This is a genomic window from Mycobacterium sp. BK086 (genome assembly GCA_004362315.1).
Taxonomy (GTDB): Bacteria; Actinomycetota; Actinomycetes; order Mycobacteriales; family Mycobacteriaceae; genus Mycobacterium.
In genome coordinates this window covers 59,618-73,752 of the sequence record SNWL01000007.1, presented here as the reverse complement: position 1 = coordinate 73,752, position 14,135 = coordinate 59,618, and the positions used below count along the sequence as shown (strand labels likewise).

General features: G+C 66.7%; 18 protein-coding genes. 4 read left to right on the top strand and 14 right to left on the bottom strand.

What is annotated here, in order from left to right; genetic code table 11:
• Window positions 1-3: 3 nt before the first annotated feature.
• Genes EV580_RS24025 through EV580_RS24015 form a run of 3 tightly spaced genes read left to right on the top strand, consistent with a single transcriptional unit; the run spans window position 4 to window position 2,758 of the window.
• A complete protein-coding gene (locus tag EV580_RS24025) occupies window positions 4-933 on the top strand; it encodes a class I SAM-dependent methyltransferase (RefSeq protein ID WP_133694289.1) in 930 nt (309 codons plus the stop codon).
• Window positions 933-1,829, top strand: a complete 897-nt coding sequence (locus EV580_RS24020) for an SAM-dependent methyltransferase (protein ID WP_133694287.1) — start codon at window positions 933-935, stop codon at window positions 1,827-1,829. Before EV580_RS24025 ends, EV580_RS24020 begins: the two co-directional genes overlap by 1 nt.
• Window positions 1,830-1,837: 8 nt before the next feature.
• Window positions 1,838-2,758, top strand: coding sequence for a class I SAM-dependent methyltransferase (locus EV580_RS24015; protein WP_133694285.1), 921 nt, complete (start codon window positions 1,838-1,840; stop codon window positions 2,756-2,758).
• Here EV580_RS24015 and sppA read toward each other — a convergent pair.
• Window positions 2,739-4,553: a signal peptide peptidase SppA gene (gene sppA, locus EV580_RS24010; RefSeq protein ID WP_133694986.1), complete on the bottom strand. Its 1,815-nt coding sequence runs from the start codon at window positions 4,551-4,553 to the stop codon at window positions 2,739-2,741. The genes EV580_RS24015 and sppA overlap by 20 nt on opposite strands.
• 50 nt (window positions 4,554-4,603) lie before the next feature.
• On the opposite strand from sppA, the gene EV580_RS24005 reads away from it, so the two are divergent.
• On the top strand, window positions 4,604-5,527 hold the full coding sequence (locus tag EV580_RS24005) for an LLM class flavin-dependent oxidoreductase (protein ID WP_133694284.1): 924 nt from the start codon (window positions 4,604-4,606) through the stop codon (window positions 5,525-5,527).
• Between the two features lie 48 nt (window positions 5,528-5,575).
• On the opposite strand, the gene rplO is transcribed toward EV580_RS24005, so the two are convergent.
• The 13 genes from rplO to EV580_RS23940 form a co-directional block, all read right to left on the bottom strand.
• Complete coding sequence (rplO, locus tag EV580_RS24000) at window positions 5,576-6,019, bottom strand: 50S ribosomal protein L15 (RefSeq protein WP_133694282.1); 444 nt, start codon at window positions 6,017-6,019, stop codon at window positions 5,576-5,578.
• Window positions 6,016-6,207, bottom strand: coding sequence for a 50S ribosomal protein L30 (gene rpmD, locus EV580_RS23995; RefSeq protein WP_133694280.1), 192 nt, complete (start codon window positions 6,205-6,207; stop codon window positions 6,016-6,018). The genes rplO and rpmD overlap by 4 nt, the downstream gene beginning before the upstream one ends.
• Window positions 6,208-6,209: 2 nt before the next feature.
• Window positions 6,210-6,914 (bottom strand): 30S ribosomal protein S5, encoded by a 705-nt coding sequence (gene rpsE, locus EV580_RS23990; protein WP_085976046.1) that lies wholly within the window; start codon window positions 6,912-6,914, stop codon window positions 6,210-6,212.
• A 22-nt stretch (window positions 6,915-6,936) separates the two neighbouring features.
• Window positions 6,937-7,344 (bottom strand): 50S ribosomal protein L18, encoded by a 408-nt coding sequence (rplR, locus tag EV580_RS23985; RefSeq protein ID WP_133694279.1) that lies wholly within the window; start codon window positions 7,342-7,344, stop codon window positions 6,937-6,939.
• A gap of 3 nt (window positions 7,345-7,347) precedes the next feature.
• Window positions 7,348-7,887, bottom strand: coding sequence for a 50S ribosomal protein L6 (gene rplF / locus EV580_RS23980; RefSeq protein WP_133694277.1), 540 nt, complete (start codon window positions 7,885-7,887; stop codon window positions 7,348-7,350).
• A gap of 13 nt (window positions 7,888-7,900) precedes the next feature.
• A complete protein-coding gene (rpsH, locus tag EV580_RS23975; protein WP_133694275.1) occupies window positions 7,901-8,299 on the bottom strand; it encodes a 30S ribosomal protein S8 in 399 nt (132 codons plus the stop codon).
• A gap of 87 nt (window positions 8,300-8,386) precedes the next feature.
• Complete coding sequence (locus tag EV580_RS23970) at window positions 8,387-8,572, bottom strand: type Z 30S ribosomal protein S14 (protein ID WP_047329118.1); 186 nt, start codon at window positions 8,570-8,572, stop codon at window positions 8,387-8,389.
• A 4-nt stretch (window positions 8,573-8,576) separates the two neighbouring features.
• Entirely contained in the window at window positions 8,577-9,146 is a 570-nt protein-coding gene (gene rplE, locus EV580_RS23965) for a 50S ribosomal protein L5 (RefSeq protein WP_133694274.1), read from the bottom strand.
• 2 nt (window positions 9,147-9,148) lie between these two features.
• Window positions 9,149-9,466: a 50S ribosomal protein L24 gene (gene rplX, locus EV580_RS23960; RefSeq protein WP_133694272.1), complete on the bottom strand. Its 318-nt coding sequence runs from the start codon at window positions 9,464-9,466 to the stop codon at window positions 9,149-9,151.
• On the bottom strand, window positions 9,467-9,835 hold the full coding sequence (gene rplN / locus EV580_RS23955) for a 50S ribosomal protein L14 (protein WP_003892852.1): 369 nt from the start codon (window positions 9,833-9,835) through the stop codon (window positions 9,467-9,469).
• A gap of 259 nt (window positions 9,836-10,094) precedes the next feature.
• The gene (locus EV580_RS23950) at window positions 10,095-10,973 is read right to left on the bottom strand and encodes a formylglycine-generating enzyme family protein (RefSeq protein ID WP_133694270.1); all 879 of its coding nucleotides are present in this window, start codon (window positions 10,971-10,973) and stop codon (window positions 10,095-10,097) included.
• A gap of 4 nt (window positions 10,974-10,977) precedes the next feature.
• Window positions 10,978-11,682, bottom strand: a complete 705-nt coding sequence (locus tag EV580_RS23945) for a hypothetical protein (RefSeq protein WP_133694269.1) — start codon at window positions 11,680-11,682, stop codon at window positions 10,978-10,980.
• Between the two features lie 21 nt (window positions 11,683-11,703).
• Window positions 11,704-14,055, bottom strand: coding sequence for an arylsulfatase (locus tag EV580_RS23940; RefSeq protein WP_133694267.1), 2,352 nt, complete (start codon window positions 14,053-14,055; stop codon window positions 11,704-11,706).
• Window positions 14,056-14,135 lie beyond the last annotated feature (80 nt).

Here is a 14,135-nt window from a genome sequence, read left to right as displayed (position 1 = left end):
ACCATGAACGACACCGACTCCATCCGCTACGAAGGCGATACCTGGGACCTGGCCTCCAGTGTGGGGGCCACCGCCACATCCGTGGCGGCATCGCGCGCACTGGCCTCCCAGGGCCCCGACGCGCTGATCCACGATCCGTATGCCGACGCGCTGGTCAAAGCCGTCGGAGTGGAGTCCCTGATCCGGGTGGCCAACGGCGAGGCGAACATCGAGGACGACCCGATGCTCAACCGTCGCCGGATGATCGAACAGATCGCAGTCCGCACAAGGTTTTTCGACGATTTCTTCACCAACGCGGCCCGCGACGGCGTGCGCCAGGCGGTGATCCTCGCGTCCGGGCTCGACACCCGCGCCTATCGGATGAGCTGGCCGGCCGGTTCCGTCGTGTTCGAGCTCGACCAGCCTCAGGTCATCGAATTCAAGACCCGGGTGCTGGCCGACATGGGCGTGTCCCCCACCGCCGAGCGGCGCGCGATCGCCGTCGACCTGCGTGACGACTGGCCGGCAGCGTTGCGGGCGAACGGTTTCGACGTCACTGCCCCGACCGCGTGGATTGCCGAAGGTCTGCTCATCTATCTCCCGCCGGAGGCTCAGGACCGGCTGCTGGACAACATCAACGCGCTGTCGGCACCGGATAGTCGCTTCGCCACCGAGTTCATGGCGGCGGAAACGACATTGCCGGACAGCTGGAAAGACCGATTCAAGAAATACTCGGCGCAGATCGGCTCCGACATCGACCTGCCCGCCCTGTTCTACGACGGCGAACGGAATTCGGCAGGCGACTACCTGGCCGAACTCGGCTGGCGGATCAGCACCCTGACCACCCGGGAATCGTATGCCACCAACAGTTTCGAGATGCCCGACGACGAGTCGCTGGTCCAATTCAGCGACTCCACGGGGTATCTGACCGCGACCCGCGCCAGGGAGCAGTGATGGCGCGCACCGCGGGCGACACCTGGGACCTGGCCTCCGGAGTCGGAGCCACCGCGACGGCCGTCGCCGCCTCCCGCGCGCTGGCCCACCGCGCCACGCTGATCGACGATCCGTGGGCCGAGCCGCTGGTCAAGGCCGTCGGCATGGAGATGTTCCTGCAGATGCTCGACGGGGACGTCGCCGCCGAGCACACGGAAACTGACCTGCAGCGAATGGCTCAGGGAATGGCCGTGCGCACAAGGTATTTCGACGATTTCCTGCTCGGCGCCACCGCTGCGGGCATCCGGCAGGCGGTCATACTGGCCTCGGGCCTGGACACCCGGTCCTACCGGTTGGCCTGGCCGGCTGAGACGGAAGTCTTCGAGATCGACCAACCCGGGGTCATCGACTTCAAGACGTCCACGCTACGCGGCCTCGGCGCCACTCCCACCGCGGGTCTGCACACCATCGGGATCGATCTGCGCGAGGACTGGCCTGCGGCATTGCGCGCCAACGGGTTCGATCCGAACCAGCCGACAGCGTGGATCGCCGAAGGTCTGTTGATCTATCTGCCGCCGGAGGCCCAGGACGCGTTGTTCGAGCACATCACCGCGCTGAGCCCGGCCGGCAGCCGGCTGGCCACCGAATTCATGCCCAGCATGGACGCGTTCACCGGCGACGAGGCCGATCACGACGGCGAAGAGCGTTGGCGCAAACTCGGTTTCAGCGATGATCTCGCCGACCTGGTGTTCCACGGCGAACGCAGCCATGTGATCGACCATCTGAACGGGCTCGGTTGGCAGGTGACCGGCGAACTGGTCCAGGAACTGTTCGAGGCCAACGGATTCGAGAACCACGACGACGAGATGGCCGATCAGTTCACCGGCTTCCAGTACATCTCCGCAACCCTCGCCTAGGAGAAGATATGGCTCGCACCGACGACGACAGCTGGGACCTGACCTCCAGCGTGGGCGCCACCGCAACCGCGGTCGCGGCCGGACGCGCACTGGCCACCAAGGATCCCCGCGCCCTGATCGACGATCCGTTCGCCGATCCTCTGGTCCGGGCCGTCGGCATCGACTTCTTCATCAAGATGATCGACGGCGAACTCGACCCCGCCCTGTTCGATGACGTCACCCCCGAGCGGGTACAGGCGATGATCGATGCAATGGCCGTACGCGCCAAGTTCTTCGACGACTACTTCATCGCGTCGGCCGCCAGCGGCATCCGGCAAGCGGTGATCCTGGCGTCCGGCCTTGACGCCCGCGCCTACCGGCTGCCATGGCCCGCGGGCACCACCGTGTTCGAGATCGACCAGCCCAAGGTGATCGAGTTCAAGACCGGTGTGCTCGACGAGCTCGGTGCGCAGCCCACCGCACAGCGCCACACCGTCGGCATCGACCTGCGCGAGGACTGGCCCGCGGCCCTGCGTGCCGCCGGTTTCGACCCGAGCGCGCCCACCGCGTGGGTAGCAGAAGGACTATTGGTGTACCTGCCGCCCGACGCCCAGGACCGGCTGTTCGACACCATCACGTCGCTGAGTGCGCCCGGTAGCACGGTAGCCACCGAATATGTGCCCGGCATCATGGATTTCGACCCGGCCAAGGGCTCGGAGATGACGGCCAAGGCGCGTGATCAGGGCTTGGATCTGGACATGGGCTCACTGGTCTACGCCGGCCCGCGCAGCCACGTGATGGAGTACTTGCGCGGCACGGGCTGGGACGTCACCGGAGTTCCAGGCGAAGAGCTGTTCGCACGACACGGATTGGCGCTGCCCCCGGAACGGGACGAAAACGACAATAACCCGTTCGGCGAAATCGTCTACGTCAGCGCCACTCTGGGTTGAAACCCAGCCACAGCAGGCTGGTGCCGGACAGCGCCCGCTCCCCCTGGTCCAGCACGCCCCTGACCGACTGACCGAGAAGTGCCGTGAGGGCATCGGGCAAGGATGCTGCGGCAGGCTGCGAAGACGGCTTGGGGCGCAAGAAGTCTCGCAATCCCGAGCTGGGGTAGCTGACGAGTTCGACATCGGCATCGACGTCGATCCCGGCGAGCACCTTGGCCCGGCGCACCGCTGTTCGCAGCCCGCCGAGTTCGTCCACGAGCCCGTGCTCGAGCGCATCGGCACCGGTCCAGACCCGGCCGCGCGCCACCGCGTCGACCGCATCGACGGACATGTGTCGCGCCTCGGCGACCCGCTGGATGAAGTCGGTGTAGAACAAGTCGGCCTCGGCCTCCACCAACGCTTCCTGCTCCGGGGTGAACTTCGCGTTCACCGACCACGCGTCGGCGTTGTCGTTGGTGCGCACGCTGTCCGATCCGACCCCGAGGCGTTCCTTGAGCTCGCGGGCCACCAGCTTGCCGGTCAGCACGCCGATGGAGCCGGTGATGGTTCCCGGGTTGGCGACGATGGCGTCGGCGCCCATCGCAACGTAGTAGCCGCCCGAGGCGGCCACCGCGCCCATCGAGGCGACCACGGGCTTGCCCTTGGCCCGCACCCTCGTGACTTCGCGCCAGATGGTCTCCGAGCCGGTCACCGACCCGCCCGGACTGTCCACTCGCACCACGACGGCGGCCACGTCGTCGTCGGTGGCGACCTGCCTCAGCGCCGCGCCGATGGTGTCACCGCCGGCGCTGGAGCGCCCGAACGGGAGCCCCTGCGGGCCGCCGCGGCCGCTGACGATCGATCCGGCGACCGTCACCACCGCGATCCTCGGCCGCTTCTTGCGCCCGGGCACCGACGGCAGCGGGGGCATCGGAACCGGTGGCCCGCTCTTGCGGACCTGCGCGTAGCGGGAGAGGAACAGTCGTGGCGGGGCGTTGTCGTCGGAGTCGGCGTCGCCGGTCTCCGGTGAGATGCCCTCCACGCCAACGAGTTCGGCGATGCGGGCATAGGCCTCGTCGCGGAATCCGATGCGATCGACGAGATGACCGGTGACTGCGGCGTCGCGCAGCAGGGGGGCGCGATTGGCCAGCTCATCGACCGCGGCGACGTCGATATTGCGCGACTCGGCAATGGCCTGCCACACCTGACTGTGCAGGCTGTCGATCAGCCGAGAATCGGCCTCGCGGTGTGCGTCGGTGTAATGATCCTGAGTGAACAGGTTGGCCGCCGACTTGTACTCGCCGCGGGTGACGAACTGGGCTTCGATACCGGCCTTGCCCAGCGCATCGCGCAGGAACAGCGCGTTGGTGGCGAAGCCGATCAGCCCGACGGTGCCGGTGGGCTGCATCCACACCTCGGAGAACGCCGAGGCCAGGTAGTAGGACAGGGTGCCGGGGTAGGTCTCGGCCCACGCCAGTGACGGCTTGACCTCGGTGAAGGCGGCGATCGCGGCCCGCAGCTCCTGCACCGGACCGGCCGGCGCGGCCGAAAGCTGCACCCGAACAATCAATCCCGCCACCCGCGGATCCTCGGCAGCGCGGTGGATCGCGGCGACGGCGTCGCGCAGCAGCATCGTGCGGCCGCCGCCGGTGATGAAGGTCAACGGATCGAAGCCGCTGGCCTCCGGTGGCGCGGTCTGTAGATCGAGCTCCAGGATGCAGCCGTCGGGCACCCCGTGGTGCCGGGCGGTGTCGATGCGGCGCAGCGCATCGCGGATGTCGTCGGCGCCCGGGATGTCGGGCAGGAAGGCGAACATAGGATCGAGGCTACCGGCGCCGATGATGGGCACGCTCGTACGGTGGAGGGGTGAGGTACTCCATCTCGATACCGCAGACCGACGTCGACGGCTTCGACGGCGAGGGCTTGCGAAGCTATCTGACCCGCGCCGAGGAGCTCGGATTCGAGGGCGGCTGGACCTTGGAGCAGGTCATCGGGCCGACACCGCTGATCGCGCCGATGGAGTTGCTGGCCTGGGCGGCCGCCTGCACCACGACCTTGCGGCTGGGCGTGGCCGTGATGATCACCTCATTGCACGACCCCTTGCAACTGGCCGCCACCGTCACCGCCGTGGACCGGCTCAGCCACGGCCGCCTGGACCTCGGTGTCGCGCCCGGCGGCGGGCGGCGCAAGTTCGAGGCGTTCGGCGTCGACCCGGCCACCTTCATCAGCAGCTTCACCGAAGGTCTGCAGCTGATGAAGGCGGCCTGGTCCGACGAGCCACGGGTGACCTTCCACGGCCGATTCCGCGATGTCGACGATCTGCCGATCTCCCCCAAGCCCGTGCAACGACCGCACCCACCGATCTGGTTCGGCGCCAACGCTCCTCGTGCGATCGCCCGCGCGGTGCGTCATGGCGACGCCTTCATGGGCGCGGGATCCTCGACGACTCAAGACTTTGCGACCGCAGTGCAGATCCTGCGCACCGAATTGGCCGAGCAGGACAAGGATCCGAACGCCTTCCGGATCGGCAAGCGCGTCTACCTGATCGTCGACGACGCCGCACGGGCCCGCGAGCGGGTGCTGGCGGGGCTGCGCCGGATCTACGGCTCGATGCCCGGGGTGGACGCCGTCCCGGTGGCGGGTACACCGGCCGATGTCGCACGAGGGCTGCGTGAGGTGATCGATGCCGGCGCGCAGACGCTGCTGCTGAATCCCTTGGGCGCCGGTCTCGAAGAGGATCGCGAACAGATGGAACGCCTTGCCGCCGAAGTCATTCCGCAACTCGACTGACAACGGAAAAAGCCCCGCCAGGGCGGGGCTTTTTCGTAGGTCTCGGCTCTACAGCTCGGTGGCCGAACCGCCTGCGGCGGTGATGGCCTCGCGGGCGCTGCCGCTGAACTTGTGAGCGGTGACGTCGACCTTGGCGGCCAGCTTGCCGTCACCGAGCACCTTGACGAGGACGTTCTTGCGAACCAGGCCCTTGGCGACGAGCTCGTCGACGCCGATGGTGCCGCCCTCGGGGAACGCCTTGGCGATATCGCCGACGTTGACGACGGCGTACTCGGTGCGGAACCGGTTACGGAAACCCTTGAGCTTGGGCAGCCGCATGTGGATCGGCATCTGCCCGCCCTCGAAGGTCACCGGCACGTTCTTGCGGGCCTTGGTGCCCTTGGTGCCACGACCGGCCGTCTTGCCCTTCGAGCCCTCACCGCGACCGACACGAGTCTTCGCGGTCTTGGAGCCGGGAGCCGGCTTCAGGTCGTGCAGTTTGATGACGCTCATGATTTGCCCTCAACCGCTTCTACTTCGACGAGGTGGTGCACGACGTTGATCAATCCGCGCGTCTGCGGGTTGTCCTCGCGAACCACCGACTGGCGAATCTTCTTCAGGCCCAGGGTTCGCAGGCTTTCCTTCTGCTTCCAGCGGGCGCCGACGACGCCACGCACCTGGGTGATCTTCAGCTCTGCCATGGTTATGCGCTTCCTTCACGCGCTGCTGCGGCAGCCAGCGCTTCGCTTTCCCGACGAGCGCGCAGCATGCCGGCCGGCGCGACGTCTTCGATCGGCAGCCCGCGACGAGCGGCCACCTCTTCGGGACGCTGCAGCAGCTTGAGCGCGGCAACGGTGGCGTGAACCACGTTGATCGCGTTGTCACTGCCCAGCGACTTGGCCAGAACGTCGTGCACGCCAGCGCATTCCAGCACGGCACGGCACGCGCCACCGGCGATGACACCGGTACCCGGGCTGGCCGGACGCAGCATCACGACGCCGGCCGCAGCCTCGCCCTGAACGGGATGGGTGACGGTGCCGCCGATCAGCGGGACGCGGAAGAAGTTCTTGCGAGCTTCCTCGACACCCTTGGCGATCGCCGCGGGCACCTCTTTGGCCTTGCCGTAGCCGACACCGACCAAGCCATTGCCGTCGCCGACGATGACCAGTGCGGTGAAGCTGAACCGGCGACCACCCTTGACCACCTTGGAGACACGGTTGATCGTGACAACGCGCTCCAGGTAGTTGCTCTTCTCGCCGCCGTCGCGACCGCCGCGTCCACCACGGTCTCCGCGATCGTCGCGGCGGCCACGGCCACCGCGGTCGTCACGTCCGCCGCGCTGTACGTCGGTGCGGGTGCCGGCTGAGGGGGCGCCGGTATCCGGCGCTGCGCTCTGCTCCGACATCATGCGGTCCTTCCGTTGTCCATCATCAGAATTTGAGTCCGTTCTCGCGGGCAGCGTCGGCCAGTGCCGCGATCCGCCCGCCGTAGGTGTTGCCACCGCGGTCGAACACCACGGCCTCGACACCGGCGGCCTTCGCGCGCTCGGCGATCAGCTGACCGACCCGTACGCTGTGGGCCTTCTTGTCACCCTCGAGGGCGCGGACGTCGGCCTCGATCGACGAGGCAGCGGCGACCGTGATGCCCTCGGCGTCATTGACCAGCTGCACGTGGATGTGCCGCGAGGAGCGGTTGACCACGAGGCGGGGCCGCTCGGCGGTGCCGACGACCTTCTTGCGCAGCCGGTTGTGCCGACGCAGACGCGAAGCCCGGCGCGCGGCCGAGACCGTCGTGCCGACCGGCGTGCGATCGGTGGCTGCTTTCTGTGCTTGAGCCATGGCTTACTTACCTGTCTTTCCGACCTTGCGGCGGATCTGCTCACCCTCGTAGCGCACGCCCTTGCCCTTATAGGGGTCCGGGCGACGCAGGCGACGGATGTTCGCCGAGATCTGGCCGACCTTTTGCTTGTCGATACCGGTGATCGAGAACTTCGTGGGCGTCTCCACCGCGAAGGTGATGCCCTCCGGGGCCTCGATGACCACGGGATGGCTGTACCCGAGCGCGAACTCGAGGTTGCTTCCCTTGAGCTGCACGCGGTAACCGACGCCGAAGATCTCCATCTTGGTGGTGTAACCCTGGGTCACACCGGTCACCAGGTTGGACACCAGGGTGCGCGACAGCCCGTGCAGCGAACGGCTGCGCCGCTCGTCGTCGGGACGGCTGACCACGATGGCGCCATCGTCGTTGCGCGACACCGTGATCGGCTCGGCGATATCCAGCTGCAGCGTGCCCTTGGGGCCCTTGACCGACACGTTCTGACCGTCGATCGTCACATCAACACCGGCGGGAATTGCCACCGGCTGCTTACCAATTCGCGACATGTCTAAGTCTCCCTCACCACACGTAAGCGAGGACTTCGCCGCCCACGCCCTGTCGGGACGCCTGGCGGTCGGTCAGCAGACCCGAAGACGTGGAGATGATCGCCACGCCCAGGCCGCCGAGAACCCGCGGCAGATTGGTGGATTTCGCGTACACCCGCAGACCGGGCTTGGACACCCGGCGCAGACCGGCGAGGCTGCGCTCGCGGTTGGGGCCGTACTTCAGTGAAACAACCAGCGACTTGCCGACCCGAGCATCCTCGGTCCGGAAATCGCTGATGTAACCCTCGCTCTTCAGGATCTCGGCGATGTTCGCCTTGATCTTGCTGTGCGGCAGGGTCACCTCGTCGTGATACGCCGAGTTGGCGTTGCGCAGACGTGTCAAAAAGTCTGCGATGGGGTCCGTCATGGTCATGACTGGGCCTGTCTACCTTCCTCGCAGCGGTTCCCGCTCGGGTGAATTCCCTTGGGGCCTGCTGCGCACCTGTTCTGTAGGGGTCTGTTACCAGCTGGACTTCTGCACACCGGGCAGTTCGCCGGCATGGGCCATCTCGCGCAAGCAGATTCGGCACAGGCCGAACTTGCGGTAGACGGCGTGCGGGCGACCGCACCTGTTGCAGCGGGTGTAGGCCCGCACCGCGAACTTCGGCTTCTTGTTGGCCTTATTGACCAGTGCCTTCTTTGCCATCTGCTCAGTTCTCCTTGAAGGGGAAGCCCAGAGCGCGCAGCAGCGCCCGACCTTCGTCGTCGTTGGTCGCCGAAGTGACGACGGTGATGTCCATACCGCGAGGCCGGTCGATCGAGTCGACGTCGATCTCGTGGAACACCGACTGCTCGGCGAGCCCGAAGGTGTAGTTGCCGTGGCCATCGAACTGCTTGGGGCTCAGGCCGCGGAAGTCGCGGATACGCGGCAGCGCGATCGACACCAGCCGGTCGAGGAACTCCCACATCCGGTCGCCGCGCAGGGTGACCCGCGCACCGATCGGCATGCCCTCGCGAAGCTTGAACTGCGCAATCGACTTGCGCGCCTTGCGAATTTCGGGCTTCTGGCCGGTGATCAGCGCGAGGTCGTTGACCGCACCGTTGATCAGCTTGGCGTCGCGGGCGGCGTCACCGACACCCATGTTGACGACGACCTTGACCACGCCGGGGATCTGCATGACGTTGGCGTAGTTGAACTCGTTGTTGAGCGCGCCCTTGATTTCCTCGCGGTAGCGCTGCTTCAGCCGCGGCTGCACCTTGGTGTTTTCTACGGTCGTCATCGTCAGATGTCCTTGCCATTGCGCTTGGAGACCCGAACCTTCTTGCCGGTCTCTTCGTCCACGCGGTAGCCGACGCGGGTCGGGTTGCCGTCGGAGTCGACCACCATCACGTTGGAGACCTGAATCGCGGCCTCCTGGGTGACGATGCCGCCCGACGACGCGCCACGCTCGTTCGCCGACTGCGCGGTGTGCTTCTTGATCCGGTTGACGCCCTCGACGAGGACCTTGCCCCGAGACGGGTAGGCCTCGAGGACCTTGCCCTTGGCGCCCTTGTCCTTACCGGCGATGACCAGAACGGTGTCGCCCTTGTGGACCTTCATTTACAAAACCTCCGGTGCCAGCGAGACGATCTTCATGAACTTCTTCTCGCGCAGCTCGCGCCCGACCGGGCCGAAGATGCGGGTGCCGCGCGGATCGTTGTCGTTCTTGATGATGACGGCGGCGTTCTCATCGAACTTGATGTAGCTGCCGTCGGCGCGACGGCGCTCCTTGACAGTGCGCACGACGACGGCCTTGACCACGTCGCCACGCTTGACGTTGCCACCGGGGATGGCGTCCTTGACGGTCGCCACGATGACGTCGCCGATGCCGGCGTAGCGCCGCGACGAGCCACCGAGAACGCGGATGCACAAGATCTCCTTGGCGCCCGTGTTATCGGCGACCTTGAGCCGCGATTCCTGCTGAATCACTAGATCTCCTCGACCTGGTTACTGTGTGCACGGCAGATACCGACCTGACGTGCGCGGTCTTGTTCTTGTCACCCAAAGAGCACGCAGGGTTTTCTCGCGCGGAGATAACCGAGGTCTGCCCTAGGCAACCGTTAAATACTAGGTGACGAGCCCAAAAGCTCCAAATCGCTGCAGTTCATGACGCCCAAACCGACAATCCGCCGAGGAAGTGCGAGTAGATCGCGCCATTTCGTCGATCTCGGCGCGGTTCCGGCGCGGGTCAGGAACTCGCCACGCACCGGAAGCCGATGTGCGTGGTCGAGCTGTCCTGCGACTGCGGTGATCGCGCGGCCGGCCGGTACCGATGGCAGTACTCCGGGGCGCACAGGTGCGAGCCGCCCTTGAGCGTCTGATTGACGGCCGGATCGGGTTCGGCGGGCGGCGGACAGCACGAATTCTGCTGGTCAAGCATGTGATGAGCGGAGTACTGCGTCGTCGTCCACTCCCAGACATTGCCGATCATGTCGACCAGCCCGAACCCGTTCGGCGGGAACGTCCCCACCGGCGAGGTGCCCGCCCAGCCCAGCGCGCCGTCGTTGCGATACGGGAAGCGGCCCTGCCAGGTGTTGGCCATCAACGCTCCCCCGACCGTCGGCTCGTCGCCCCACGCATAGGGGGAAGTGCTGCCGGCCCGTGCCGCGTACTCCCACTCAGCCTCGGTCGGCAGCCGCCGGCCGGCCCAGCCGGCGTAGGCGATCGCGTCGGGATAGGCGACCTGCACGACGGGATGGTCGGGCATATCGGCGGCATCGCTGCCCGCCCCGAACGGCGCACGCCAGCTCGCGCCGGGCGCCCAGTCCCACCACTGCCGCCAGTCGCGCAGATTCACCGGCCCTGCCGTCGGCCGGAACACCAGCGCGCCGGGCTGCAGATCCGCCTCGGCGACGCCGGGATACAGCGCCGGATCCAGCGGCCGTTCGGCGATGGTGACGTATCCGGTGGCGGCGACGAACTCGGCGAACTGTGCGTTGGTCACCGGGTGCCGCTCGATGGCGAAGGCACCGACGGTCGCGGTGTGGATCGGCGCTTCTTCGGGATAGAAGCTGGTCGACCCCATCCGGAAGGTCCCGCCGGGCACCGTGACGAGCTCGGTGAGCATGGGTTCAGGGTATGACGACGCCGAATTCCTCGGTCAGTACCGAGGCCGCGGTGTCGAATCCGGGTGTTCCGGACGGCGCTTCCACGTGAACGGCGACCAGATAGTTGCCGGTGTTGGTCCAGATGTGGGCGATCCGGTCCTGGTATTCGAGCGACTCGTCGGGGTCCCGAGCCCAGCTGCCCATCAGTTTCTGTCCGCTGAAGCCGCAGAAGTCACCGGGCAGCAGGCTCAGCGTGCTGATCGGATAGCGGGCCATCACGTCGTCGCCATACCGGGTGAAGGCGGCACTGGGATCCAGCGGGGTCGCGGAGATGGTGACCTCGGCGACCATGTCGTCGGGCCCGGACAGCAGAGCACCCACGTCGCCGGTGCCCGGCGTCGAGGACCATCCGTCTGGCACCCGGACCCTGATCTTGGGCGCGGCGGGGTCGGCGACGCTGGCCACCGCCGTCGGCCCGGGCTGTTCGGGCCGGCACACGGTGGAGTCCGCCGGAATCGGCGCGCGGGTGGTTTCCAGCACGCCGGGCTCCGAGGATTCCGGCACGTCGGTGACCTTGGTGGACGTCGTGGTCGACGTCGGCGCGAGGCTGGTCGAGGACGTCGACGCGTCGGCCTTCACGGCTGTTCCTTCGCTGTCGCGCGCACAGGCGGCAACAGCCGGGACGGCCAGCATCACAACCGCCGCAGCGGCGAACACCAGCCGAGTCACCCGACCAGTATGACGTGAGGGTCAGTCCCTGGCGAAGGCCGCCGCGAGTTCGTGTTCCGCGTCGATGTACGGAGTGCCCGACACGTCGACGACCACGCGGGCGATGGTTCCGCCGGTGAAATCGAAGGGCGCCGTGTACGCCGTCGAGACCGGCTGGCCGGAATTGCGTCCCACGCTGACCCCGCCACCGGCCAAGCCGAACGTGAACGGGTGGGCTCTCACACCGGCCAGCGTGGCCACCGCGTCACCGTCGACGTAGAGGGTCACGTCACCCAGCGGGGTGTGGCTGCCCTCGACCACGCCGGTTCGCGCGTAGCCCACGCCGAGGATGTGCTCACCCAGCGGGACCGGGTCGGGCGCGATCACCCGCTGCTCGTCTTCGCCGAAGAAGTTGTAGACGAACTGCAGCTTTCCGTCCTGGACGAACAACACATAACCGCCGTGCCCGGCGCCCTGTTTGAGCAAGACGCCCTGCGCGTCCGGACTGTCGATGTTCACCTCGGCCAGCACCGAGAACGACCGGCCGTTGATCGACACACACGCACCCATCGCGACCGGAGCGGTGTGCGGGTAGTAGACGTAGCTGGGCCGGTCCCCTGCCAGCGACGGGCGGGTACGACTGACCATCTCGAACACGTTGAGGTCGGAAAGCGGTAGGCCGTTGTACTTTTCGGCCTCGGCGAACCACAACTTCTGCAATTCGTCGAGCTTGTCCGGATGCTCGGCAGCCACATCGTGGCACTGGCTGCGGTCGTTCTCGATGTTGTAGAGCTCCCAGCGGTCCTTGTCGAAATGCGACCAGCCCGACGGTGCGGCGGGGTGCACGGTGCTGGCGAACCAGCCCTTGTGCCAGATGCCACGGGTGCCCAGCATCGTGTAGAACTGCGTCTCCTTGCCGGTTTCTGCGGTCGAATCATCCAGTGCCGCTTTGAAACTCACCCCGTCGAGCGGCTTCTGGGCGATGCCCTTCACGGTGTCCGGCGGGGTGATGCCCAGCAGTTCGTAGATGGTGGGCGTGATGTCGGAGACGCTGACGTAGTTGTCGCGGATTTCGCCGTGTGCCGCAATTCCGTTGGGCCAGGAGATGATTGCGGTGTCGGCGATGCCGCCTTCGTGTGAGGCGTAGCGCTTGTAGAGCTTGTATGGCGTGTTGAACGCCATCGCCCACCCGATCGGATAGTGGTTGAAGGTCGCCGGAGAGCCCAGGACATCGAAGAACGGCATGCTCTCTTCGACGGTGTCGACGTAGCCGTTGAAGAACTTGCCCTCGTTGACCGAGCCGTTGGGACCGCCCTCACCGCTGGCACCGTTGTCGGAGATCACCACGACGATGGTGTTGTCCAGCTGTCCGGACTCCTCCAGATAGTCCAGCACCCTGCCGATTTGAGCGTCGGTGTAGGACAGGAAGCCGGCGAACACCTCGGCCATCCGGGCGAAGAGCCGCTTCTCCTCGTCGTTGAGCGAGTCCCACGGGCGCACGGTGTCCTGCTCGGGCCATGGCTCGCCGTTGGGTCCGGTGACATCGCAGTAGGGGTTCATCCCGGACAGCTCGGTGCCAGGCGGCACGATGCCGAGGTTCTTCATGTTCTCCAGGACGATGTCGCGGTAGCGCTCGTAGCCCATGTCGAACGCACCGGCGTAGCGGTCCGCCCATTCTTTGAACACGTGGTGCGGCGCGTGGCCGGCACCCGGACACAGATAGGTGAACCACGGTTTGTCCGGGGCGATCATCGTGGAGTCGCGGATGAACTCGATTGTCTTGTCCGCCAGATCCTTCGAGAGGTGATAGCCCTCCTCCGGGGTGGCCGGGGCCTCCACGGGATGGCCGTCGTAGACCAGCTCGGGGTACCACTGGTCGGTCTCGCCGCCCATGAACCCGTAGAACCGCTCGAAGCCGCGCGACAGTGGCCAGTGCCGCCTGGTGGCTGCGAGGCTGGACTCCTCGATCGGGGTGAGGTGCCACTTGCCCACGCAGTAGGTGTTGTAGCCGTGCTCGGCGAGCACCTCCGAGATCAGCGCGGTGTCATCGGGAATGCGGCCGTTGATTCCGGGGAAACCCTCGGTGAACTCCTCCACCATGGCCATCCCGACCGTGGTGGCGTGGCGGCCCGTCAGCAGCGAGGCCCGGGTCGGGGAGCACAGCGCGGTGGTGTGGAACTGCGAGAGCCGAACCCCCCGCTCGGCGATCCGCGTCATCGCCGGCATGGACACCAGCCCGCCGAAGCAATCCCACGTCGCGATGCCGATGTCGTCCCACACCAGGTAGAGCACGTTGGGCGCACCCTCAGGCGCCTTGGGCGCCGCGTAGGGACCCCAGTCGGGTTCGGAATCGCGAATGTCCAGTTCGATCTTGCCGTTGAACTCCGTGGTCATACGCCACAGACTTCCATGAGCCGGACCGGTTTCGCGTGATTCCGCGTCCGCTCGTGGCGAATTCGCAGGACCTGCCGAGC

What these genes read in the sequence shown, in the direction of transcription:
- EV580_RS24025 (WP_133694289.1), top strand. Translation starts at nt 4, where the DNA reads ATGAACGACACCGACTCCATCCGCTACGAAGGCGATACCTGGGACCTG.
- EV580_RS24020 (WP_133694287.1), top strand. Translation starts at nt 933, where the DNA reads ATGGCGCGCACCGCGGGCGACACCTGGGACCTGGCCTCCGGAGTCGGA.
- EV580_RS24015 (WP_133694285.1), top strand. Translation starts at nt 1,838, where the DNA reads ATGGCTCGCACCGACGACGACAGCTGGGACCTGACCTCCAGCGTGGGC.
- sppA (WP_133694986.1), bottom strand. Translation starts at nt 4,553, where the DNA reads ATGTTCGCCTTCCTGCCCGACATCCCGGGCGCCGACGACATCCGCGAT.
- rplO (WP_133694282.1), bottom strand. Translation starts at nt 6,019, where the DNA reads ATGAGCGTCATCAAACTGCACGACCTGAAGCCGGCTCCCGGCTCCAAG.
- rpmD (WP_133694280.1), bottom strand. Translation starts at nt 6,207, where the DNA reads ATGGCAGAGCTGAAGATCACCCAGGTGCGTGGCGTCGTCGGCGCCCGC.
- rpsE (WP_085976046.1), bottom strand. Translation starts at nt 6,914, where the DNA reads ATGATGTCGGAGCAGAGCGCAGCGCCGGATACCGGCGCCCCCTCAGCC.
- rplR (WP_133694279.1), bottom strand. Translation starts at nt 7,344, where the DNA reads ATGGCTCAAGCACAGAAAGCAGCCACCGATCGCACGCCGGTCGGCACG.
- rplF (WP_133694277.1), bottom strand. Translation starts at nt 7,887, where the DNA reads ATGTCGCGAATTGGTAAGCAGCCGGTGGCAATTCCCGCCGGTGTTGAT.
- rpsH (WP_133694275.1), bottom strand. Translation starts at nt 8,299, where the DNA reads ATGACCATGACGGACCCCATCGCAGACTTTTTGACACGTCTGCGCAAC.
- EV580_RS23970 (WP_047329118.1), bottom strand. Translation starts at nt 8,572, where the DNA reads ATGGCAAAGAAGGCACTGGTCAATAAGGCCAACAAGAAGCCGAAGTTC.
- rplE (WP_133694274.1), bottom strand. Translation starts at nt 9,146, where the DNA reads ATGACGACCGTAGAAAACACCAAGGTGCAGCCGCGGCTGAAGCAGCGC.
- rplX (WP_133694272.1), bottom strand. Translation starts at nt 9,466, where the DNA reads ATGAAGGTCCACAAGGGCGACACCGTTCTGGTCATCGCCGGTAAGGAC.
- EV580_RS23950 (WP_133694270.1), bottom strand. Translation starts at nt 10,973, where the DNA reads ATGCTCACCGAGCTCGTCACGGTGCCCGGCGGGACCTTCCGGATGGGG.
- EV580_RS23940 (WP_133694267.1), bottom strand. Translation starts at nt 14,055, where the DNA reads ATGACCACGGAGTTCAACGGCAAGATCGAACTGGACATTCGCGATTCC.